The 22,622-nt window shown below is 65.6% G+C and carries 15 protein-coding genes; 10 read left to right on the top strand and 5 right to left on the bottom strand.

The genetic code is table 11. The features are described 5' to 3' along the window. Positions 1 to 11 precede the first annotated feature (11 nt). The 3 genes from Q352_RS0107345 to lptF are packed head-to-tail and all read right to left on the bottom strand — an operon-like array spanning position 12 to position 4,748. Complete coding sequence (locus Q352_RS0107345; protein ID WP_028498790.1) at positions 12 to 2,582, bottom strand: [protein-PII] uridylyltransferase; 2,571 nt, start codon at positions 2,580 to 2,582, stop codon at positions 12 to 14. Between the two features lies 1 nt (position 2,583). Further along, entirely contained in the window at positions 2,584 to 3,657 is a 1,074-nt protein-coding gene (gene lptG, locus Q352_RS0107340) for an LPS export ABC transporter permease LptG (protein WP_028498789.1), read from the bottom strand. Then, positions 3,654 to 4,748 (bottom strand): LPS export ABC transporter permease LptF, encoded by a 1,095-nt coding sequence (gene lptF / locus Q352_RS0107335; protein ID WP_028498788.1) that lies wholly within the window; start codon positions 4,746 to 4,748, stop codon positions 3,654 to 3,656. Before lptF ends, lptG begins: the two co-directional genes overlap by 4 nt. Before the next feature lie 196 nt (positions 4,749 to 4,944). Between lptF and Q352_RS0107330 the strand changes: the two genes are divergently transcribed. The 4 genes from Q352_RS0107330 to Q352_RS20175 are packed head-to-tail and all read left to right on the top strand — an operon-like array spanning position 4,945 to position 8,049. Then, a complete protein-coding gene (locus Q352_RS0107330) occupies positions 4,945 to 6,522 on the top strand; it encodes a leucyl aminopeptidase (RefSeq protein WP_028498787.1) in 1,578 nt (525 codons plus the stop codon). Continuing rightward, positions 6,509 to 6,931 carry a DNA polymerase III subunit chi gene (locus Q352_RS0107325; protein ID WP_028498786.1) on the top strand — a complete coding sequence of 141 codons (423 nt, stop codon included), beginning with the start codon at positions 6,509 to 6,511 and terminating at the stop codon, positions 6,929 to 6,931. The genes Q352_RS0107330 and Q352_RS0107325 overlap by 14 nt, the downstream gene beginning before the upstream one ends. 31 nt (positions 6,932 to 6,962) lie before the next feature. Further along, a complete protein-coding gene (locus Q352_RS0107320; RefSeq protein WP_028498785.1) occupies positions 6,963 to 7,538 on the top strand; it encodes a cob(I)yrinic acid a,c-diamide adenosyltransferase in 576 nt (191 codons plus the stop codon). Positions 7,539 to 7,545: 7 nt separating this feature from the next. Then, positions 7,546 to 8,049, top strand: coding sequence for a thermonuclease family protein (locus tag Q352_RS20175; RefSeq protein ID WP_036385609.1), 504 nt, complete (start codon positions 7,546 to 7,548; stop codon positions 8,047 to 8,049). Between the two features lie 26 nt (positions 8,050 to 8,075). Here Q352_RS20175 and Q352_RS20170 read toward each other — a convergent pair whose 3' ends face one another. Continuing rightward, positions 8,076 to 10,532: a heavy metal translocating P-type ATPase gene (locus tag Q352_RS20170; RefSeq protein WP_051528755.1), complete on the bottom strand. Its 2,457-nt coding sequence runs from the start codon at positions 10,530 to 10,532 to the stop codon at positions 8,076 to 8,078. Between the two features lie 155 nt (positions 10,533 to 10,687). On the opposite strand from Q352_RS20170, the gene Q352_RS0107305 reads away from it, so the two are divergent. The 5 genes from Q352_RS0107305 (at position 10,688) to Q352_RS0107285 (ending at position 18,453) form a co-directional block, all read left to right on the top strand. Continuing rightward, the gene (locus Q352_RS0107305; protein WP_028498784.1) at positions 10,688 to 11,581 is read left to right on the top strand and encodes an AEC family transporter; all 894 of its coding nucleotides are present in this window, start codon (positions 10,688 to 10,690) and stop codon (positions 11,579 to 11,581) included. Between the two features lie 270 nt (positions 11,582 to 11,851). Then, complete coding sequence (locus Q352_RS0107300) at positions 11,852 to 13,615, top strand: PHA/PHB synthase family protein (RefSeq protein ID WP_028498783.1); 1,764 nt, start codon at positions 11,852 to 11,854, stop codon at positions 13,613 to 13,615. A gap of 73 nt (positions 13,616 to 13,688) precedes the next feature. Further along, positions 13,689 to 14,870 (top strand): acetyl-CoA C-acetyltransferase, encoded by a 1,182-nt coding sequence (locus Q352_RS0107295; protein ID WP_028498782.1) that lies wholly within the window; start codon positions 13,689 to 13,691, stop codon positions 14,868 to 14,870. Positions 14,871 to 15,302: 432 nt separating this feature from the next. Beyond that, a complete protein-coding gene (locus Q352_RS0107290; RefSeq protein WP_028498781.1) occupies positions 15,303 to 16,835 on the top strand; it encodes a FecR domain-containing protein in 1,533 nt (510 codons plus the stop codon). Next, positions 16,828 to 18,453, top strand: coding sequence for a CHASE2 domain-containing protein (locus Q352_RS0107285; RefSeq protein ID WP_158537429.1), 1,626 nt, complete (start codon positions 16,828 to 16,830; stop codon positions 18,451 to 18,453). The genes Q352_RS0107290 and Q352_RS0107285 overlap by 8 nt, the downstream gene beginning before the upstream one ends. Here the strand turns inward: Q352_RS0107285 and mltA are convergent. Next, positions 18,434 to 19,627 (bottom strand): murein transglycosylase A, encoded by a 1,194-nt coding sequence (gene mltA, locus Q352_RS0107280; protein ID WP_028498779.1) that lies wholly within the window; start codon positions 19,625 to 19,627, stop codon positions 18,434 to 18,436. The genes Q352_RS0107285 and mltA overlap by 20 nt on opposite strands. 133 nt (positions 19,628 to 19,760) lie before the next feature. Here mltA and Q352_RS0107275 point away from each other — a divergent pair, with 133 nt between their 5' ends. After that, a complete protein-coding gene (locus tag Q352_RS0107275) occupies positions 19,761 to 22,577 on the top strand; it encodes a valine--tRNA ligase (protein WP_028498778.1) in 2,817 nt (938 codons plus the stop codon). Positions 22,578 to 22,622 lie beyond the last annotated feature (45 nt).

The raw sequence follows: 22,622 nt of genomic DNA, 5'->3' as shown, positions 1-22,622 counted from the left end.
CCGGCCGGACGTCACACCTGCAGGATGTCGAGCAGTTCGCCCTCGATGGCCAGCGAGGTGCGCGGGTCCTTCAGCGCGGCGCCGGTCAGCAGGAACGAGTCCTCGACCCGGCTGCCCAGCGTCATGATCTTGGCCGAGTGGACTGCAATCTGGTAGTGGGCCAGCACGCAGGCGATGTTTGCCAGCAGACCGCGCCGGTCGCCGGCAACGATGGACAGCACATGGAAGTCGTTGCGGTCGTCGGAGCGGATGCTGACCTGCGGCGTGATCGGGAAGAATTTCAGATGGCGGTCGATGCGGCCGGTGCGCGGCGGACAGATCGCATCCTGCCGCGCCAGCGTGGCCGCCAGCTCGAACTCGATGAAGTTGATCATGTCGCGGTAGGCTTCGTCGCAGTGCTCGGGCACGAACACATGGAAGGTGTCCAGCGCGTAGCCATTGGTCGTGGTGTAGACCTTGGCGTCAGCGATGCTGTAGGTCGTATTGCCGAAGAAACTGCAGATGCGCGCAAACAGGTCCGGCTGGTCGGGCAGGTAGACCAGCACCTTGATGCCTTCGCGGCTGGTCGACAGCCGGGCCCGCACGACCGGTTCGCGCGTGTCGGTGATCCGGTTCAGCACCCGTGCGTGCCAGGCGATGTCGCGCGGCTCGTGGCGCATGAAGTACACATCGTCAAGATGGCGCCAGAGTTTTTCTTCCACGCCTTCCGGTACGGCGGCCAGCCGCAGCAGGGCGCGTGCCTCGTCCATGCGCTCGCCGAGCAGGGTGCGGACGTCAAAATCGTCGGCACTGCGCAGGATGCGCAGCGTGGCGTGGTACAGGTCCTCCAGCAGCTTGGCCTTCCACGCGTTCCAGACCTTCGGGCTGGTGCCGCGGATATCGGCGACGGTCAGCAGGTAAAGCGCGGCCAGCCGGCGCGGCGTGCCGACGAAGGCGGCAAAGCGCACCACGGTGTCCGGGTCGTAGATGTCTTCCTTCTGGGCGACGGCGGACATGGTCAGGTGCTCGCGCACCAGCCAGACCACCAGCGCGGTCTGCTCGTCGTCGAGCCCGTGCTCGATACAGAACTCGCGTGCGTCGGCGGTGCCGAGCTGTGAGTGGTCGCCGCCGCGTCCCTTGGCAATGTCATGAAACAGGCCGGCCAGGTACAGCAGGTCAGGCTGGTCGAACTTGCCGATGATCTGGCTCTGCAGCGGATATTCGTGGTTGAAGGCCGGCACGGCGAAGCGGCGCAGGTTGCGCACCACCATCAGGATGTGTTCGTCGACGGTATAGACGTGGAACAGGTCGTGCTGCATCTGGCCGGTGATGCGGCCGAAGGCCGGAATATAGCGGCCGAGCACGCCATACAGGTGCATGCGCCGCAGGGCGCGGGTCACGCCGCTCGGTTCGCGCAGCAAGGTCATGAACAGGGCGTGATTGGCCGGGTCGCGGCGGAAGCGGTCGTTGATCCTGCCGCGCGCATGCCACAGCGCGCGCAGCGTGCGCGGCGCCAGACCGGTCAGTTCCGGATTGCGTGCCAGCAGGATGAAAGCTTCGAAGATGGCGGACGGGTTGTGCTCGAATTCGTCGAAGTCGCGCAGCGCCAGCATGTCGTTGACGGCCTTGAAGCGCTCGTTGACCGGGCGGCTCAGATACGGCGTCTGCGAATACAGCCGGGTGCGGAAGTTCGGCAGCAGGATGCCGTTGAGCTGGATGATGGTGCGCGCAGCCCGATAGTAAATCTGCATCAGCTGCTCGCTGGCGCGCTGCGCCGGCGTGTCGACCAGCCCCCATTCTGCGGCAGCCTGCTGCTGCAGGTCGAAGACCAGCCGGTCTTCACGCCGGTTGGCGATCAGGTGCAGGTCGAGGCGGATGCGTGCCAGCTGCCGCTCGGCATGGCGGATCAGCCGGCTTTCGGCCCGGGTCAGGATGGCGCGCTTGGCCAGCGCATTCCAGTTGTCGCCAAGACCGAGCGCATGGCCGATCCACAGGATGGTCTGGATGTCGCGCAGACCGCCGGGGCTTTCCTTGACGTTGGGCTCGAGGTTGTTGGCGACGCCGAACGACTTGTTGTGCCGCTGCTGCTGCTCCAGCAGCTTGGCCTCGAAGAATGCCACCGGGTCCAGCCGCCGCTCCAGCGCGGCCAGCAGTCGGGCGTGCAGCGCATCCGGGCCGGCAATCAGCCGCTGTTCGAGCAGCGTGGTCTCGACGGTGACGTCGCGATCGGCCTCCTCCAGGCACTGGTCGATGGTGCGCACGCTGTGGCCGACCTCCAGCCCCAGGTCCCAGAACGCGCTGATGGTGTCTTCCAGCCTGGATTCGAGTGCGGCGACCGGCTCGTCCGGCAGCAGGATCAGCAGGTCGATGTCCGAGTGCGGATACAGCTCGCCGCGACCGTAGCCGCCGACGGCGATGACCGCCACTTCGGCTTCCAGCCCCTGCGCCTGCCAGACCCGGGCAATGATGCCGTCGATCAGCCCGGCATGGGCGGCGAGGGCAGGGAACGGTTGCCGCGCGTCGCGGTAATGGGCCCACAGTGCCGCGCGGTGCGCGATCAGTTCATCACGAAGTTCCGGAAACGGCAGGGCGGGCGCATTCATGTCAGCGTTTCTCCTGGCGGATCAGGAACCAGCCGCCACCGAGCAGGAAGATCAGGGTCGGCGCCAGCGTGACCAGCGGCGGCGACCAGCCGTACAGCAGCCCGAGGTGGCCGCACAGGCGGTTGAAGAAGTAGAACGCCAGCCCGATCAGGATGCCGGTGAAAATGCGCATGCCGAGGCTGGCATGGCGCTGGCTGACCGGGGTGAAGGCCAGGGCCACCAGGGCCATGGTCAGACAGGCGAGCGGATAGAACAGCTTGCTCCACAGTGCGATTTCATAGCGCGTGGTGCTCTGCTTGTTGGTCTTCAGGTGCTCGATGTAGCGCGACAGCGCCGCGGCCGACATCCGTTCCGGCACCACCAGCAGGGTGGACAGGATTTCCGGCTGAAGGATGGACTCCCAGCGCTGGGTCTTCAGGTGTTCGACTTCGGTGTGGTTGCTGAAGATCCGCGTGCGCTGCACGTCCTCGAGCTGCCAGGACCCGTTGACCTGGTACAGCCCGCGGCGCGCATAGCGCTCGTCGGTCAGCCGCAGGTCCTTGTCGTAGGTGTAGATGCGGATGCCGAGCAGCGTGTTGTCCGGCAGCATCTCGCCGACGTTGATGAAGTGGTTGTCATCCTTGATCCACAAACCGGAGTGGAAGTCCTGCGCCACCGCCGAATTGGTGGCCTGCAGCCGCGTGCGTTCGCCGGCCTGCTCGGCCAGCGGGGCGATATACTCGCCGAGCAGCATGGTCACGGCAGCGAACACCAGACCGATACAGGCCAGGGTGCGGGCCAGTTGGCCGAGCGACAGGCCGGATGCGCGCATGACGGCGTATTCGGAGGTGCCGGACAGCAGACTCATGGCGACCATGGTGCCGATCAGCACCGCCAGCGGCATCAGCTCGAAGGCATGGCGCGGGACCTTAAATGCCACCACCATCAGTGCGGCGCGGAAGGTGTAGCCGTTATGGCCGACCTCGGACACTTCGCCCAGCACGTCGAAGAAGGCAAACAGCGACAGCAGCGCCAGCAGGGCGAAGAACGACACCATGATGACGTTGCCGGAAATGTAACGGGTCAGGATTTTCATGCGCGGCTCCCGCCCAGGCTGCGCAGCCAGAGCTTCAGCGGCTTGCGGCGCCACAGCATCAGCAGCACGAATACGCCGGCCATCAGCAGATGCAGCAGGGCCAGTGCCCAGTAGGACGAGAGCACGCCCTTGGCGATCCAGCTCTGCATCAGGCTGATCAGGTTGTAGTAGAGCTGGTACACGAACAGGGCAATCAGCAGGTTGAAGGTATGGCCGCTGCGCGGATTGTAGTACGACAGCGGGATGGCGATCAGCGCCAGGATCAGCGAGGCAATCGGCAGCGAGATGCGCCAGGCCAGCTCGGCCTTGTCCTCGCTGCGGTCGCTGCCGACCAGTCGGGACATGTCGGCGGTCTTGGTGCGCGAATCCTCGTTGCTGCGGATGTTCTGGGTGATCTTGACCCGGTAGCGGTCGAACTCGACCACGCGCCAGTCGGCATGACCGGCCTCGCCCTCATAGCGGCGGCCGCTCTTCAGGTGCAGGTAGCGCTCGCCGTTGGGCTCGGTGCGCACGGTGCCCTCGCGGGCGAAGACGATGCTGGTCTTGCCGTCGGTCACGCTGCGCACAAAGATGTTGTAGGCCGCGCCGGCCTCGCCGGAATAGTTCTCGACGAAGTAGACCTTGTCGCCGCTGCGCGACTCCTTGAATACGCCCGGGGCCAGTGCGCTGACTTCCTCGCGCTGGCGCAGCACGTCCGAATACTCACTGCCCTTGCGCGCCGCCCATGGTCCCAGATACAGGCTGACGATGGTGATCAGGATGGTCAGCGGCACGGAGAAGGCCAGAATCGGCTGTATCCAGCGATTCGGCGACAGGCCGGAGGTCAGCCAGACCGCCATCTCGTGATCGCGCCAGGTGCGGGTCAGCACGACCAGCACCGAAATGAACAGGGTGATCGACAGCAGGGTGCCGAAATAGCTCAGCGTGGAGAAGGCGATCATCGCAACGATCGCGTCGGTGGGCAGCACGCCCGCCGCGGCCTTGTCGAACAGCTTGACGACCTGCGTCACCGTCATGATGGCGAGCAGGACACTAAACACGGCGAAGGCCACAGCGGTAAGTTCGCGTAACACGCTGCGGTAAAAAATCATGGCTGCTGGCCTTTTTGACTTTTTGCGGAAAAGATGGAGATAATCGAAATGAAACGAAAAATTTACAATTTTTGAAATTTTCGCGCTGGTCGGCTAGGTTTAACCGATATCGGCAACCGGAACGAAACGCTGACGCCGTCAGTCTTTCCGACCATTCCGACCCGCCAGGCGTACGCCGCCCTTCAGGAGACTGACGATGGAATTTAGCATAAAAAGCGGTAGCCCGGAAAAGCAGCGCGTCGCCTGCGTGCTGGTCGGGGTGTTCGAGTCCCGCAAGCTGACTTTCGCTGCGGATCTGCTCGACCGCATTTCCAACGGCTTCCTGTCCGACGTGCTCAAGCGCGGCGACATGGACGGCAAGCTGGGCACCACGCTGGTGCTGCACAATGTGCCGCACACGCTGTGCGACCGGGTGATGCTGGTCGGGCTGGGGCGCGAGCGCGACTTCCGCGAAAAGGAATACCGCGAGGCGGTGCGCAGCTCGGTCCGGGCACTGGCGCAGACCGCGGCGGTCGAGGCGGTCAGCTATCTGACCGAACTGACGCTGAAAAAGCGTGATGTCGAATGGATGATCGAGCAGGCGACCGTCGCCACGCTCGACGTGCTGTACAAGTTTGAGCAGTACAAGAGCCGCAAGCCGGACGAGACGCCGCAGCGCGAACGCGAACTGCGCAAGCTGGTGCTGTCGGTTCCGCGCCGCAGCGACCTCGCCGATGGCGAGAAGGGGCTGGTGCAGGGGCAGGCGATCGGCGCCGGCATCAGGCTGGCGCGCGATCTCGGCAATACCCCGGGCAATGTCTGCACCCCGACCTGGCTGGCCGAGCAGGCGCGGGTGGCGGTCGAGGCCGCCGGCGGGTTGTGCCAGGTGCTGGAACAGGACGACATCGCCGCGCTCGGCATGGGCGCCTTCCTCGCCGTGGCCCGAGGCAGCGCCGAACCGCCGCGCTTCATCATCCTCCAGCACCGGGGCGGGGACGAGCACGACCGTCCGGTGGTACTGGTCGGCAAGGGCGTCACTTTCGACTCCGGCGGCATCTCGCTGAAGCCGGGCGAGAGCATGGACGAGATGAAATACGACATGATGGGCGCCGGTACCGTGATTGGCGCCTTTGTCGCCGCTGCGCGGATGAAGCTGCCGATCAATATCGTCGCGCTGGTGCCGACCTGCGAAAACATGCCGGCCGGCAATGCATGCAAGCCGGGTGACATTGTCACCAGCCTGTCCGGCCAGACCATCGAGATTCTCAATACCGACGCCGAAGGCCGGCTGATCCTGTGCGATGCGCTGACCTATGCCGCCCGCTTCGAGCCGGAAGTGATCGTCGACGTCGCCACGCTGACCGGCGCCTGCATCATCGCGCTGGGCCATGTCGCTACCGGGTTGTTCTCCAACCAGGACTCGCTGGCGCGCGACCTGATCGCCGCCGGCGACGAGGTCGGTGACCGCGCCTGGCACATGCCGCTGTGGGAGGACTACCAGGAGCAGCTGAAGAGCCCGTTCGCCGACATGGCCAATATCGGCGGCCGGCCGGCCGGGTCGGTCACCGCCGCCTGCTTCCTGTCCCGCTTCGTCAAGCCGTACGACTGGGCGCACCTGGACATTGCCGGCACCGCCTGGAAGAGCGGCAAGGAAAAGGGGGCGACCGGCCGTCCGGTGTCGCTGCTGGCCCAGTTCCTGCGCGATCGCGCCGACCTGGCCACCGGCCAGACCGTGCGTCGCGGTCGCCCGCGCCGTGATCCGGTCGAAGTGGTCAGTGACGATGACGCAGATTGATTTCTACCACCACGTCGCCGACCCGGCAGGGTTTGCCTGCCGGCTGGCGGCGACGGTGATCCGGCATGGCGAGCGGCTGACCGTGCTGCTGGCCGACGAGGCGGCGCTGGCCGGGTTCGATACCCGGCTGTGGAGTTTCCCGCCGCAGGGCTTCGTCCCCCACGTCCGGCTCGACGATCCGCTGGCGGCGGAAACCCCGGTGCTGCTGACCACCGCGCTGCCGGCGACGCCGGTCACCGGCGTACTGCTGAACCTGTCGCTCGGCGAGCCGGCCAATTTCACCGCCTACCCGCGCATTCTGGAGATCGTCGGCGAGGACGACGCGCAGCTGGCGCGCGCGCGCGACGTGGCCCGGGCCTACAAGCGGGCCGGGCTGGACACCACTTATCACGACATGGCAGGACGCTAGCCGGCTGCCGTGCACATCACGGAACCCCCCGATGGGCTATCGACTGAGCAAGATCACTACCCGCACCGGCGACGGTGGCACTACCGGCCTCGGCGACGGTCGTCGCGTGGCCAAGGACGATGTACGCATTCATGCGCTGGGTGATGTCGACGAACTGAACAGCCAGATCGGCGTGCTGCTGGCCGGCGAAGGCGTACCGGACGAGGTGCGCGGCTGGCTGCTGACCATCCAGCACGATCTGTTCGATTGCGGCGGTGAACTGGCCGTGCCCGGGCATGTCGCCATCAAGCCGGTGCATATCGCGCGGCTGGAGGCGATGACCGCGCAGATGAATGCCGACCTGGCGCCGCTGAAGGAATTCATCCTGCCCGGTGGCAGCCTGGCGGCGGCACAGACCCATGTGGCCCGCGCCGTGGCGCGCCGTGCCGAACGCACGCTGGTATCGCTGGCGACGTTCGAGACGCTGTCGCCGGATCTGCAGCCATACCTGAACCGGCTGTCGGACACGCTGTTCGTCATGGCGCGCTATCTGAACCGGCACGCCGGCGGCAGCGACGTGCTGTGGCAGCCGGGACGCGACGCCGCGCCCGGCGAGACCGCGCCGTGATCCGGCCGTGACCCCGCCCGCCGCCCGGCTTGCCGGCCTGTTGCTGGTCGTCGCCAGTCTGGCGGCGTCGGCGGCGGGCACGCTGGCCGGCCGGGTGGTGGACGTGATCGACGGCGACACACTGACGCTGCAGCGTACCGGGCACCCGCCATTGCGGATACGGCTGGCCTTTGTCGATGCCCCGGAACGCGGGCAGGCCCACTGGCGTCAGGCGCGTGACGGACTGGCCGAACGCGTGCTCGGTCGACGGGTGCAGGTGCGGCCGCTGAGCGGTGACCGCTACGGCCGGGTCCTCGGTCAGGTCTGGCTGGCCCGGACCGACATCAATTGCGCGCTGCTTGGCGCCGGGCTGGCCTGGCACGATGTGCATCACGCGCAGCGCATACAGGGCGGCGCCAGCTTTGCCCGCTACCAGTCCGCGCAACACTACGCGCGCAGCCATCGCCTCGGCCTGTGGCGGCAGTCCCGCCCGCAGGCGCCGTGGCGTTATCGGCAGCGGCGGGGGCGGTGATTGCAAGGCAATTCGCCATAAGCCGGTTATTGATTCACGCTGCCCCGTTCCCCCTTTTTGCCGCCCACCGTCCGTCCCGACAATCTCAGCGCATTGCCGACCACCAGCAGCGAACTCAGCGCCATGCCGAGGCTGGCGATCCACGGCGTGATCCAGCCGCCGATGGCCAGCGGCAGCGCAACCAGGTTGTAACCGACCGCCCAGACCAGATTCTGGCGGATGATGCGCCGGGTGCGGCGGGCGATGCCGAGTGCATCAACCAGCGGCGACAGGCCGTTGCCGACCAGCACCAGATCTCCGCTGAGACGGGCGACGTCGGTGCCGCTGCCCATGGCAGCGCTGACATCGGCGCGGGCCAGCACCGGGGCGTCGTTGACGCCGTCACCGACCATCAGCACATGGCGTCCCTGCTGCTGCAGTGCCGTCACACAGGCCAGCTTGTCCTCCGGGGTCATGCCGCCCCGGGCCTGATCGATGCCCAGCGAGGCCGCCACGGCGGCGGCGGTTTCGACGCGGTCGCCGCTGGCGAGGTGGGTACGGATGCCGCGCGCGCGCAGCGCGGCGATAACGGCGGCCGCGTCGTCGCGCAGCCGGTCGCCAATGGCGAAGGCGGCGATCCAGCCGCCGGCGTCACCGAGCGCGATCACGCTGTCGTTGCCGCCGAATCCGGCCAGCGCGTCCGGTGCCTCCCCGGCGACGGTGGCGACGAAGGCGGGCTTGCCGAGCCGGTAGCGGTGTCCGGCAAACTCGCCCTCGACCCCCTGGCCGGCCACGCTGTGCAGGCCGGTGCAGCGCAGCGGCTCGCCGCCGGCTGCCAGCAGGGCGCGGGCCAGCGGGTGCTCGCTGCCGGCTTCCAGCCCTTGCGCCAGTGCCAGGGCGTCGACGCGGGCATCGAACACGAGCTGGTCCTTCAGCTGCATGTCACCCCAGGTCAGCGTCCCGGTCTTGTCGAAGACCGCATCGGTAATCTGCGCCAGCGATTCCAGCGCCGTGCCCCTGGCCAGCAGTACGCCGCGTCCGGCCAGTGTGCCGCTGGCAGCTGTCAGCGCAGCCGGTGTGGCCAGCGACAGGGCGCACGGGCAGGAAATCACCAGCACGGCGACCATGATCCACAGCGCGCGCTCCGGGTCGACCATATACCAGCCGGCATAGGTCAGCACGGCGACCAGCAGCAGGGTGGTGACGAACCACGCCGACACCCGGTCGGCCAGCACCGCCAGCCGGGGCCGTTCGCTCATTGCCTGATCGAGCAGACGGACGATGCCGGCCAGCCGGGTCGACTCGCCGGTATGGGTGGCGCGCAGATACAGCGGGCTGGCGACGTTGACCGAGCCGGCAATCAGCGTGTCGCCGACCTGCTTCGGCTGCGGCAGGCTTTCGCCGGTCAGCAGCGATTCGTCGACACTGGAATGGCCGTCCAGCACCTCGCCGTCGACCGGTACCGTCTCGCCCGGCCTGACCAGCAGCACTTCGCCAGGGCGAACGCTGGCGACGGTCGCCATGTGCGTGTCGCGATCGGCCGGCCAGTCGGCCACGCGCTGGGTGAAGGCCGGAATCAGCTTGACCAGCCGCTCACCGGCGTCGCCGGCACGCCGGCGCGCCATGCCTTCGAGGTAACGGCCGCCGAGCAGCAGGAAGACGAACATCGACACCGAGTCGAAATAAATGCCATGGTCGATATGGTTGAACAGTGCCCAGCTGCTGGCGACAAAGGAGGTCAGCACGCCGACGGTGACCGGCACGTCCATGCCGGCGCGGCGGTTGCGCAGGTCGCGCCAGGTGCCGACATAGAACGGCCATGCCGAGTACAGCACCACCGGCAGGGTCAGGAAGAAACTGGCCCAGTGCAGCAGCCACATCCATTCCGCACTCATCTCGCCCTGGGTATCCAGATAGACCGGCACCGCGTACATCATCACCTGCATCATCGACAGACCGGCGACCCACAACCGGTTGAGCTGGCCCTTGCGTTCCTGCTCCGCCAGCTTCTCGCGCCGGTCGGCATCGTACGGATGGGCGCGGTAACCGATCTGGGCGATGGCTTCAAGCAGGGCGGACAACTGTATGCGGGTCGAATCCCACTTTACCCGGGCACGATGACTGGCATAGTTGACGTCGACCGAGATCACGCCCGGCTGGCGCTTCAGATGCTGTTCGTTCAGCCATACGCAGGCGGCGCAGGTAATGCCTTCCAGAATCAGCGACGCCTCGCGCAGATCGCCTTCGGCATGGACGAAGCTGTGCTGCAGTTCCGGTGCGTCATACAGCCGGATCTGCTCGACCAGCTCGGTCGGCAGCGGCTCGGCGCGCCGGGCATCCAGCGTGCGGTGCTCGTAGTAGCCGTCAAGGCCGGCGTCGATAATGGTTTGCGCCACCGCCTGGCAGCCGGCGCAGCAGGCGGGCTTGTCGGATTGCCGGTAACGGATGGGGAAGTGGATGCCGTCGGCCACCGGCAGACCGCAATGGAAGCAGGGATCAGTCATGACAACGGATTCTACCGAAGACCGCGCTCGCAGGGGGCAAGCGGGCCGGGCCAGAAGCGAAATGGCTGCATTTTGTTTGCCCGACACTTGTACAACGTGTAGCGTGAATGTCATATTGCATCGCAGCTATCCGCACGGGACCCGCAAAAGAATACATGCTCGACAACGCTCTCATCCTGCTGCCGGACTTTCTGATCATCCTGTTTGGCTGCCTGCTCAAGCGGCGCTTCGGTTATGGCGGCGACTTCTGGCTCCAGCTGGAGAAGCTGGTCTACTACGTGCTGTTCCCGGTCATGCTGTTCCGGTCGGTGGTCGGCTCCAGCCTCGACCTGCGCGAGGCCGGCGACATGGTGCTGGTCGGCTTTGCGTTTACCCTGACCGGTGTCGGGCTGGGCATGGCCGGTCGCTGGCTGTCGCGTGACGATTCGCGCTCGTTCGCTTCCAGCGTGCAGTGTGCGTTCCGTTTCAACACCTATATCGGGCTGGCGGTGGTCGACCGGGTGGCGGGGCCGGCCGGGGTGGCGACATTCGCACTGCTGGTCGGCTTCATCATTCCGCTGGCGAACGCAGCCGCCGTCTGGTTTCTGGCCCGGCACAGCGGGGGTTCGCTGTGGCGCGAACTGCTGCGCAACCCGCTGATCCTGGCGACGCTGGGCGGATTGCTGTGCAAGGGCATCGGCATCGAGCTGCCGGCGGCGCTGGAGCGGATCGGCAACCTGTTTTCGGTCACTGCGATCACCATGGGCCTGCTGTGCGTCGGTGCCGGGCTGCGGCTCGGTGCGCTGCGGGCGCGGCTGGCCCTGGTCAACTACCTGACCGTGGTCAAGCTGCTGGTGCTGCCGGCGGTGGCGATCGGCTGTGCGGCGTTGCTGGAGGTCGGTGGTACCTACCGTCAGGCGGCAGTGATTCTTGCTGCATTGCCCACGGCGTCGAGTGCCTACATCCTTGCCACGCGCATGGGCGGCGACGGGCAACTGGTGGCGTCGATCATTACGCTGCATGTATTTGCCGCCATGTTGACCATGCCGCTATGGCTATCTCTGGCATGATGGATGCAACTGGAGCGATTGATTTAATGCAATATGGGGAAACCTGATTGACTGTAACCTTGAGCCATTAACCTGACGATCCGGCCGGGGGCGCATCCGGACCCCCGCCGCATGCCCGACTGCCCGTGGTTTCCGGCAGTGAAGAATCGCCAGGTCACCGGCATGAGCGGTGGCCTGTAACGACTGGGCCGCCACCGGACCGACGTACCCTGTCGGACCCGGTGGCGGCGTGTGATTAGAACCGTATCGCCCCAAATGCAGGAGACGACCGTGAACTCCAACACACCAAATAACGAGTTGCTTCAGAATTTCTTTACCAGCCTGACCGAGCGCAATACGGCCATGTTGCAGCAGATCGTCAACAATATGAGCAAACTGCACCTGCCGGATGACCAGATGGCGCCGTTCGCGAAACTGTGGGGGAGTCTGGCCGAGCAGTCGAGCAGCTGGCTGGCCGTGCAGCAATCGTTCTACCAGCAGCAGATGAACATGTGGATGAGCTTCCTCGGCAAGCCGGCCGAAGGCGAGGAGGGCGCGCCGGCCGACAAGCGCTTCGCCGCACCGGAATGGAACGAGCATCCGTACTACAAGTTCCTGAAGCAGAACTACCTGCTGACGTCGAAGTGGCTGACCGAAATGGTCGACGGTGCCCAGGTGGACGAAGAGCAGAAGGAACGCATGGCGTTCTTTACCCGCCAGTACATCGACGCCATGAGCCCGAGCAACTTTGCCGTCACCAACCCCGAGGTGATGAAGCGCGCGATCGAGACCAAGGGCGAGAGCCTGGTCGAGGGCATGAAGCACATGCTCGACGACATGCAGAAGGGCCGCATCTCGATGACGGACGACTCGAAGTTCGAGGTCGGCGTCAACGTGGCGGTCACGCCGGGTGCGGTGGTGTTCGAGAACGACCTGTTCCAGCTGCTGCAGTACACGCCGACCACGGCCAAGGTTCACGAGCGGCCGCTGCTGGTGGTGCCGCCGTGCATCAACAAGTACTACCTGATGGACTTGCAGCCGGACAACTCGATGATGCGTTATCTGGTCGGTCAGGGCTACACCGTGTTCATGGTGTCGTGGAAGTCCGCTGACGAACGCATCAAGACCTATACCTGGGACAACTACATCGAGGACGGCGTGATCACGGCGGCCGATGCCGTGCGCAAGATCACCCGCCAGGACAAGATCAATGCGCTGGGCTTCTGCGTCGGCGGCGTGATCCTGACCACCACCCTGTGCGTGCTGAAGGCGCGCGGCCTCGACTGGTTCGAATCGGCCACGTTCATGACCTCGCTGATCGATCACGCCGAGCCGGGCGATATCAAGATGTACATCGACCCGAACGTGATCCGCGCCCGGGAAGCCATTATCGCCACCGGCAACGGCGGCATCGTGTCGGGCATCGAGATCGGCAAGACCTTCGCCAGCCTGCGCGCCAATGATCTGGTGTGGAACTACGTCGTCAACAACTACCTGCTCGGCAAGACCCCGCCGCCGTTCGACCTGCTGTTCTGGAACAACGACGCGGCCAACCTGCCGATGCCGATGCACACCTTCCTGCTGAAGGAGCTGTACACCAACAACAAGCTGATCCAGCCGGGTGCGCTGACGCTGTGCGGCGTGAAGATCGACGTCGGCACCATCGACATCCCGCTGTACGTGTTCGCTGCGCGCGAAGACCACATCGTGTTGTGGAAATCGTCGTACTCCGGCGTCAAGTACCTGACCGGCGCACCGGAACGCCGCTATGTGCTGGGCGCGTCGGGCCATATTGCCGGCTCGATCAACCCGGTCAGCAAGAACAAGCGCAACTATTGGGTCAACGAGTCGCTGCCGAATTCGGCCGACGAATGGTTCGAAGGTGCCGAGTCGCGGCCGGGCAGCTGGTGGCAGGACTTCGACAGCTGGCTCGCACCGCGTTCGGGCAAGGAAATTGCCGCACCGAAAACACCGGGCAACAAGGACTATAAAGTCATCGAGCCGGCACCGGGCCGCTATGTCAAGGAACAGTCGCGGGTGATGGTTTCGGCCTGACCGGTCCGTTTTTCCTACAATTGAGATCCAGGCCGGCGGCGATGAACCGCCGGTCGCCCCCCAGGAGAAAAGTATGCAAGAAGTCGTCATCGTTGCCGCCAAGCGGACCGCCATCGGCAATTTCGCCGGCTCGCTGGCCAAGGTCGGTGCCCCTGATCTCGGCGCGACCGTGATCAAGGCGCTGCTGGCGGAAACCGGCGTGAGTGCCGAAGCGGTCAGCGAAATCATCCTCGGTCAGGTCCTGACCGCAGGCGTCGGCCAGAACCCGGCCCGCCAGGCGCTGATCAAGGCCGGCCTGCCGGTGACCACGCCGGCCTCGACGCTGAACGTGGTGTGTGGCTCCGGCCTGCGCGCGACCCATCTGGCGGCCCAGGCCATTGCGCTGGGTGATGCCGACATCATCATCGCCGGCGGCCAGGAAAACATGTCGCTGTCGCCGCACCTGCTGATGGGCTCGCGCGACGGCTTCCGCATGGGCAATGCCCAGCTGGTGGACAGCATGGTTTACGACGGTCTGACCGATGTGTACAACCAGTACCACATGGGCATCACGGCCGAGAATATCGCTGCCAAGTACGGCATCAGCCGCGAAGAGCAGGATCAGCTGTCGGTGACGTCGCAGAATCGTGCCGAAGCCGCACAGAAGGCCGGCAAGTTCGCCGCGGAAATCGTGCCGGTCGCCGTGCCGCAGCGCAAGGGCGATCCGGTGATGTTCGACAGCGACGAGTTCATCAAGCACGGCGCGACGCTGGAAGGCCTGGCCAAGCTGCGCCCGGCGTTCAAGAAGGATGGCACCGTGACCGCCGGTAACGCGTCGGGCCTGAACGACGGCGCGGCCGCCGTCATGCTGATGTCGGCCAAAAAGGCGCAGGAACTGGGCCTGAAGCCGCTGGCGCGCGTCGCCGGTTATGCGCTCTCCGGCTGCGCACCGGAAATCATGGGCATGGGTCCGGTCAGCGCTACCCGCAAGGCGCTGAAGCAGGCCGGCTGGTCGCTGGGCGATCTGGACCTGATCGAAGCCAACGAAGCGTTTGCCGCGCAGTCGCTCGGCGTGACGCGCGAACTGGAATGGGATCTGTCGCGGGTGAACGTCAATGGCGGCGCGATCGCGCTGGGTCACCCGATCGGGGCGTCCGGTTGCCGCGTGCTGGTGACGCTGCTGCATGAAATGCAGCGCCGCGAAGCCGGCAAGGGCCTGGCCACGCTGTGCATCGGCGGCGGCATGGGCGTGGCGCTGGCGGTCGAACGCGTCTGACGACTCACCGAGGCAGGCAGTGACTGCCTGCCTCCCGCTGTCGCGGGGAACGGTGTTGCAGGGTATGAATGAACAGATGGCGGGTGCCCCGGGCAGCCGCCGTTTTCTTTTGGCGTGCCATGACTGTTGTGTCGCTGCCACAACACTGTTCGCGCTGGCCGGGCAATCCGACGAACGGGAACCGCTGTGTGTTCACTGTGCTTTCCGGTATCGATTCCGCAGCAACTTCCACTCCCGCAGGCCGTTCCCGCGCCGTCTGGCTGCTGAACATCCGGTCAATTTGGCTGGATATGCTGTATAAATCTTTCTGCTATTGAAAAAAGAACGAATCAGATCTTCCATGACCGGTAGCGAACGGCTGCTATCGGCGGGACTGGACTTCCCGCGGGCATCGGCACGCCCGGCCGGGATTCGATACGGCAGAAACCCATAATGAAAAAAATTGCGCTGGCGGCGCTGGCCAGCCTGCTGCTGGCCCCCGGCTGCCTGGCTGCCGAAGCGGTCACTGAATGGCGTTATCACGTCTACCAGGGCGATACCCTGTGGAGCATTGCCACCCTGCACCTGAAGGATGTGTCCTATATCCCGGCGCTGCAGCGGCTGAACCGCATTTCCAACGCCCATGCCATCCTGACCGGCAGGGATATCCGCATTCCGCTCGAGTGGATGAAGCAGCGCCCCGGCCGGCCGGTGGTCATGGCCGTGACCGGCAACGGCAGCCTGAAGCGGCACAACGGCAGCCGGCCGCTGGCGGAAAAGCAGGAACTGGAGGCCGGCGACATCATCGAGACGGCAGAGAACGCCGTCATCATCATTCGCTACGAGGACGGCTCGGTCAGTGAAATCGGGCCGAAGTCCCGGCTGACGATCAGGCAGACCACGCATTACCCGAGCACCCAGGCCACCAGCAACGATATCCGGCTCGAACGCGGCAGCATTGACAGCCGCATCACCAGAAATCCGCTGATGCCGAACCGGTATGACATCCAGACCCCGAGTGCGGTGACGGCGGTGCGTGGTACGCAGTTCCGCGTGCGCGTCGACGACCCGGCCGAATCCGGCACCGAGGTGCTGGAGGGCAAGGTTGAAGTCCGGCAGGACGGTCGTCCGGTCAATGTCAGCGCCGGCTACGGCGTGATGATGCGTCAGGGCAGGGGCGACAGCGGGGTCGAGTCGTTGCCGGCTGCACCGGATCTGGCCGGGCTGCCGGCCGGCAGCGCGTTTCCGGGCGTGCAGTTCGCCTGGCCGGCCGTGCCGCGCGCGACCGCCTATGCGTACTCGTTGCAGGGCGAGTCCGGCCAGTATGCGAGCAGCGAGACCACCGTCCCGCGGGCTGTTGTCCGGGTCAGCGACAACGGCCGCTATCTGCTGACGGTACGCGGCAAGTTGCCGAGCGGGCTCAACGGGTATCCGTCCGTGCATGCGTTCAGTGTGCATGCCTTCCCGCCGCCGCCGTTTATTGTCGAACCGATGAATGGCATCATGGCGGCCGGCAACCAGGTCAGCCTCAACCTGGGCGCCACGGACGGGCAGCGCTGGCTGGTCGAATTTTCCCGCGATCGCGCCTTTGCGGCCCCGGTGCTGCGGCAGCAGATGGATCGCGACCATGCGTCGATCACGCTGCCACAGGCCGGGATCTGGTTCTGGCGCGCCGCCCAGCTCGATGCCGGCGGCGTGGCCGGCCCTTTCGGCGAGCATCGCCTGCTGGAGGCCGGCGCCGGTTTCCGCGCCCGGCTCAACGATGTACGCATGGCTGTGCGTGCACGCGCGCACCCGGTCGATGGCGCCAGCTATGCACTGACGCTGAGCCGCCCCGGTCAGGAGGTGGTGTACCGCGAGGTCGCGAGCCAGCCGGTCTGGGTCCTGCCGAAGACGCTGCCGTCCGGTCCTTATCGGGCCCGCATCGACATCGATGCGCCTGATTATCATGAGGTTGAACAGCAAGAGATCCAGATACTTGGCTAAACACAGAACGCTGGCCTGGTTGCGCCGGCATGGCATGCCGATTGTGGTCATGCTGCTGACGATTGCCGTCATCCTGCACCAGGGCAGCACCCGGATCGATCTGTGGCTGCTCGATGGCCTGTCCGAGCTGAAGGCCAGCCCGAGCAGTGATGACATCGTGATTGTCGCCATCGACGAGCGCAGCCTGAGCCAGCTTGGCAGCTGGCCGTGGCCGCGCGAGCTGCATGCCCATCTGCTGGACCGGCTGCACGGGGCCCGGGCGGTGGCGCTGGACCTGATTATTGCCGACCCGTCGCCGCAGCCGGAATCCGACCTGGAGCTGGCGCGGGCAATGCGCCGGCACGGCCATGTCTACCTGCCGATCGTGGTCGAAAACGCCGAAGGCAAGCCGAAGGAAGTGGCGCCGCTGCCGGCGCTGGTCGCTGCGGCGAAAGGGCTGGGGACGCTGGATTTCGAGCGGGACAGCGACGGCCTGATTCGCCGTTTCTATCTGCACAGCGGGCTAGGGGCGCCGGTGTGGCCGGCTTTCGCCACCAGCGTGCTGGGCACGACACGCAAGGCCGTGCCGCCGGGCAGCATGGCGACGCTCGATGGCTGGGCGCGTTCGGGCGAACGGCAGATTCCGTATTTCAGCGGCAAGGTCGGCTATCCGACGCTGTCCTATGTCGATGTGCTCGGCTCGACCGGGAATATCGATGCCATCCAGGGCAAGATCGTCTATGTCGGCGTGACCGTGCGCGGCATGGGCGATGTGTACCGGACGCCGGTATCGGACATGCCCGGCGTGGTCATCAATGCCGCCGCGACCCAGGGGGCGATGGAAGGCAGCCTGATCAAGACGCTGGACGCCGACTGGCTGACCTGGCTGCTGCTGTGCCCGGCGCTGCTGTGGCTGCTCGTGCACCCGTTCATCCGACCGACGTCGGTGCTGGCCGTCGGCTGTGGCGCGGCGCTGGCCCTGCTGCTGTGCAGTGTCACCGCCTACTTTGCGTTCCGGTTCTGGCTGCCGCTCGCCAGTCTGGCGCTGATTCTGCTGGTGTCGGTGCTGGTCGAGTCCATCATTGACCAGCAGCGTTTCAAGAAGCTGGCGCTGACCGATGCGCTGACCGGGGTCGGCAACCGGCTGTGCTTCAACGAGTCCTTCCGCAGCGCGATCAACATGCCGAACGGGCGGCAGCGACCGATCGGGCTGATGATTCTCGATATCGACAATTTCAAGCTGTACAACGACCACTTCGGCCATGCCGCCGGTGACGATGTGCTGCGCCGGGTCGGCAGCGTGCTGCTCGCAGCCTGTCCGCGCAAGGGCCTGGCGGCCCGTATCGGCGGGGAAGAGTTCGCTATCCTGCTGCCCGGCGCCGGCAAGGGCGAGATGAACGCGGTGGCGGAAAGCGTTCGCGCCAACCTCGAAGCGCTGCGGATTCCGCATCCGGCCAATGGTGGCGGCATTGTCACCTGCAGCGTCGGCGTGGTCTGCCGCGCGGTGGGGGCGGAAGGCAACCAGCGCGAGCTGTTTGTCGAGGCCGACGAGGCGCTGTACGAGGCGAAGAAGAACGGGCGCAACCAGGTCCGGGTAGCCGGCCGGACCGTCGTGCCGGTCAGCCCTGCGGCGGCTTGACGCCGTTCGGCAGCAGCAACCACATCTGGCCGCGCTGCTTCATGCGGCCAGCCTGCGCGCCGGCTTCGTCACCAAAGCCCCAGAAGAAGTCGGCGCGTACCGCGCCCTTGATCGCGCCGCCGGTATCCTGTGCGCCGACCAGCCGGCGCAGTGGCGCATTGCTGTTCGGCAGCGTGGTCGACAGCCAGACCGGCGCGCCGAGCGGCGTGCTCTTCGGGTCGACGGCAATGCTGCCGCCATCGGTCAGCGGCAGGCCCATGGCGCCAAGCGGGCCACCTTCGGCCGCGCCCAGATCACGGAAGAACACATAGCTCGGGTTGGCGGTGTACAGCTCTTTCAGCCGTTCCGGATTGCGTTTCGCCCATGCTTTGATGCCCTGCATCGACGCCTCGGACGCCTTCAGTTCACCCTTGTCGATCAGGTAGCGGCCGATCGAGTTGTACGGCTGACCGTTCTGGTCGGCATAACCGACCCGGACCATGCTGCCATCGGGCAGCTGCACCCGGCCGGAACCCTGGATCTGCAGGAAGATCGCTTCGACCGGGTCATTGACCCAGACCAGCGCGTTGCCGGGCGACACGCCCTTGCCGTCGGCGATGTCGCCGGCGGTCCAGTATGGCACCAGCTTGCGGCCGACCAGCCGGCCACGCAGCCGCAACCCGTTCAGTTGCGGATAGACACTGGCCAGATCGACGTTGATCAGATCGTTCGGCACCGGATACAGCGGCACGGTCGACTGTGCGGTCCGCGTGCGGCTGCCGGTCAGCAGCGGCTCGTAGTAGCCGGTGATCATGCCGGCGGTTTCCTGGCCGTCGGCCAGTTGCCAGGGGGTGAAGCGGGATTCGAAGAACTGGCGGATCGCCGCCGGGTCCTGCGGGTTGACGCCGGCCGATGCCGCGCAGGCGTCACCCCAGCCGGCACGCCTGGCCACGGTGCGGCACGAAATCAGCCATGCCTGCCAGCCGGCAGCCGTGTCGCCGTCCTGCCAGCCGGGCAGGGTGGCGAAGCTGGTCTGGTGATAGGTTGCCCTGGCGCCGGACGGCTTGACCGGTGGCTGCTGCGGCGTGGTGGGCGGCGACACCGGCGGCGTGGTCGGCGTCGGGACGGGAGTCTGGGTGGCGCAGGCGGCCAGCAACAGCGAGCAGGTCAGTGCGCTCAGGCGGCGAACGTTCATGGATATACGGCCAGGTTCAGCAAAAAAGAGGGCGATTGTACCCCCGCGATGGCGATGCTGTGCTTAGTCCGGCGCGAGGCAGTCTTTCGGCTATAATCGACCTCATTTTTCACCTGAATTGCTGCATCCACACATGGAACTCGCCAAGAGCTTTGAACCGGGCGACATCGAACGCCGCTGGTACGATCAATGGGAACAGGCCGGCCACTTTGCGCCGAACATGGACGAAACCCGTCCGTCCTTCGCCATCCAGCTGCCGCCGCCCAATGTAACCGGCACCCTGCACATGGGGCACGCATTCAACCAGACCATCATGGATGGCCTGACCCGTTTCCATCGCATGAAGGGCGACAACACGCTGTGGGTGCCCGGCACCGACCATGCCGGCATTGCCACGCAGATCGTGGTCGAGCGCCAGCTGGCCGAGCAGGGCATCAGCCGCCATGACCTCGGCCGCGATGCCTTCATCCGCAAGGTGTGGGAATGGAAGGAGGTGTCCGGCGGCACCATCACCAGCCAGATGCGTCGCGTCGGCTGCTCGGTCGACTGGTCGAACGAATATTTCACCATGGACGACACCCGCGCCGGCATCGTGACCGACGTGTTCGTCCGCCTGTACCGCCAGGGCCTGATCTACCGCGGCAAGCGGCTGGTCAACTGGGACCCGAAGCTCGGCACCGCCGTGTCCGACCTCGAAGTGGAGTCGGTCGAGGAAGACGGCCACATGTGGCATATCCGCTACCCGGTAGTCGGCAGCGAGGCGTCGATTGTGGTGGCGACCACCCGTCCGGAAACCATGCTCGGCGACGTGGCCGTGGCGGTGAATCCGGGTGATGAGCGCTATGCGCACCTGGTTGGCCAGATGCTGGAACTGCCGCTGACCGGCCGCCGGATTCCGGTCATTGCCGACGACTACGTCGATGCCGCATTCGGCACCGGTCTGGTCAAGATCACCCCGGCGCACGATTTCAACGACTATCAGGTCGGCAAGCGCCACGGCACGCAACTGATCAATGTGATGAGCCTGCAGGCAACCCTGCTGGCCAAGGCCCAGGTCTTCGCGTTCGACGGCACCGCCGAAGGCACGATCGACCTGCCTGCTGCCTATGCCGGTCTGTCGACCGCCGACGCGCGCAAGGCGATCGTGGCCGACCTGGATGCCCAGGGCTTCCTGGTCGAGGTCAAGCCGCACAAGCTGATGGTGCCGCGTGGCGACCGCACCGGTTCGGTGATCGAGCCGATGCTGACCGACCAGTGGTTCGTCGCCATGTCCAAAGTTGGCGACAATGACCCGACCGGCAAGAGCATCGCCCAGAAGGCTATCGATGCCGTTGCCAGCGGCGAAGTGCGCTTCATCCCGGAAAACTGGGTCAACACCTACAACCAGTGGATGAACAATATCCAGGACTGGTGCATCAGCCGCCAGCTGTGGTGGGGTCACCAGATTCCGGCCTGGTACGACGAGGACGGCCGCTGCTACGTGGCCGAAACCGAGGCCGAAGCGCTGCAACTGTCCGGCGGCAAGCCGCTGCGCCGCGACGAGGACGTGCTCGACACCTGGTTCAGCTCGGCGCTGGTGCCGTTCTCGACCATGGGCTGGCCGGCCGACACTGCAGCACTGCGTGCCTTCGTGCCGTCGTCGGTGCTGGTGACCGGCTATGAAATCATCTTCTTCTGGGTTGCCCGGATGATCATGATGACCACGCACTTCCTCGGCAAGGTGCCGTTCCGTGACGTGTACATCCATGGCATCGTGCGCGATCACGAAGGCAAGAAGATGTCGAAGTCCGAGGGCAACGTCATCGACCCGGTGGACCTGATCGACGGTATCGCGCTGGAACCGCTGGTCAAGAAACGCACTACCGGCCTGCGCCGCCCGGAAAAGGCACCGCAGATCGCCAAAGCGACCGAAAAGCTGTTCCCGGAAGGTATCCCGGCCTATGGCACCGACGCGCTGCGCTTCACCATGGCCAGCTATGCAAGCCTCGGCCGTTCGGTGAACTTCGACTTCAAGCGCGCGGAAGGCTATCGCAACTTCTGCAACAAGCTGTGGAACGCAACCCGCTTCGTGATGATGAACGTCGAGGGTCAGGACTGCGGTCAGGATGAAAGCCTGCCGCTGTCGTTCAGCTTCGTCGACCGCTGGATCATCGGCCGCCTGCAGCAGGCCGAAGCCGAGGTGACCGAGGCGCTGGACAGCTATCGCTTCGATATCGCCGCACAGACGATTTACGAATTCATCTGGAACGAGTACTGCGACTGGTATCTGGAACTGGCCAAGGTGCAGATCCAGAACGGTGACGCCGCCCAGCAGCGCGCGACCCGCCGCACGCTGGTGCGCGTGCTGGAAACCACGCTGCGCCTGACTCACCCGCTGATGCCGTTCATCACCGAGGAGCTGTGGCAGACCGTGGCGCCGCTGGCCAACGCCCGGCATACCGACTCGATCATGATCGCCAAATGGCCGGTGGCCCAGCCGGAAAAGATCGACGCCGTCGCCAATGCGCGCATGGATGCGTTCAAGGACATGGTCAACGCCATCCGCAACCTGCGCGGCGAGATGAATCTCGGCCCGGCTGTCAAGGCACCGCTGCTGGTCGAAGGCCCGGCTGACTATGCCGATTTCCTGCCGTATGCGCGCCTGCTTGGCCGCCTGTCCGACGCGGCCATGGTCGACAAGCTGCCGGAAGACGATGCACCGGTAGCCATCTCCGGCACGGCGCGGCTGATGCTGAAGGTCGAGATCGACAAGGACGCCGAATGCGCCCGCCTGAACAAGGAAATCGCCAAGCTGGAAGGTGAAGTTGCCAAGCTGTCCGGCAAGCTCGGCAACGACGCCTACGTCGCCCGCGCTCCGGCCCATCTGGTCGAGCGCGACAAGGCGCAACTGGCCGAGTTCGGCGCCAAGCTGGACAAGACCCGCAGCCAGCTGGCCAGACTGCAGGGCTGAGTGCGGGGCGGGGCGTCCGTGAGGGCGCCCCGCCAGGCCATCCGG

This window comes from Microvirgula aerodenitrificans DSM 15089, from assembly GCF_000620105.1.
GTDB classification, from domain to species: domain Bacteria; phylum Pseudomonadota; class Gammaproteobacteria; order Burkholderiales; family Aquaspirillaceae; genus Microvirgula; species Microvirgula aerodenitrificans.
This window is presented reverse-complemented; position numbering and strand designations above follow the sequence as displayed.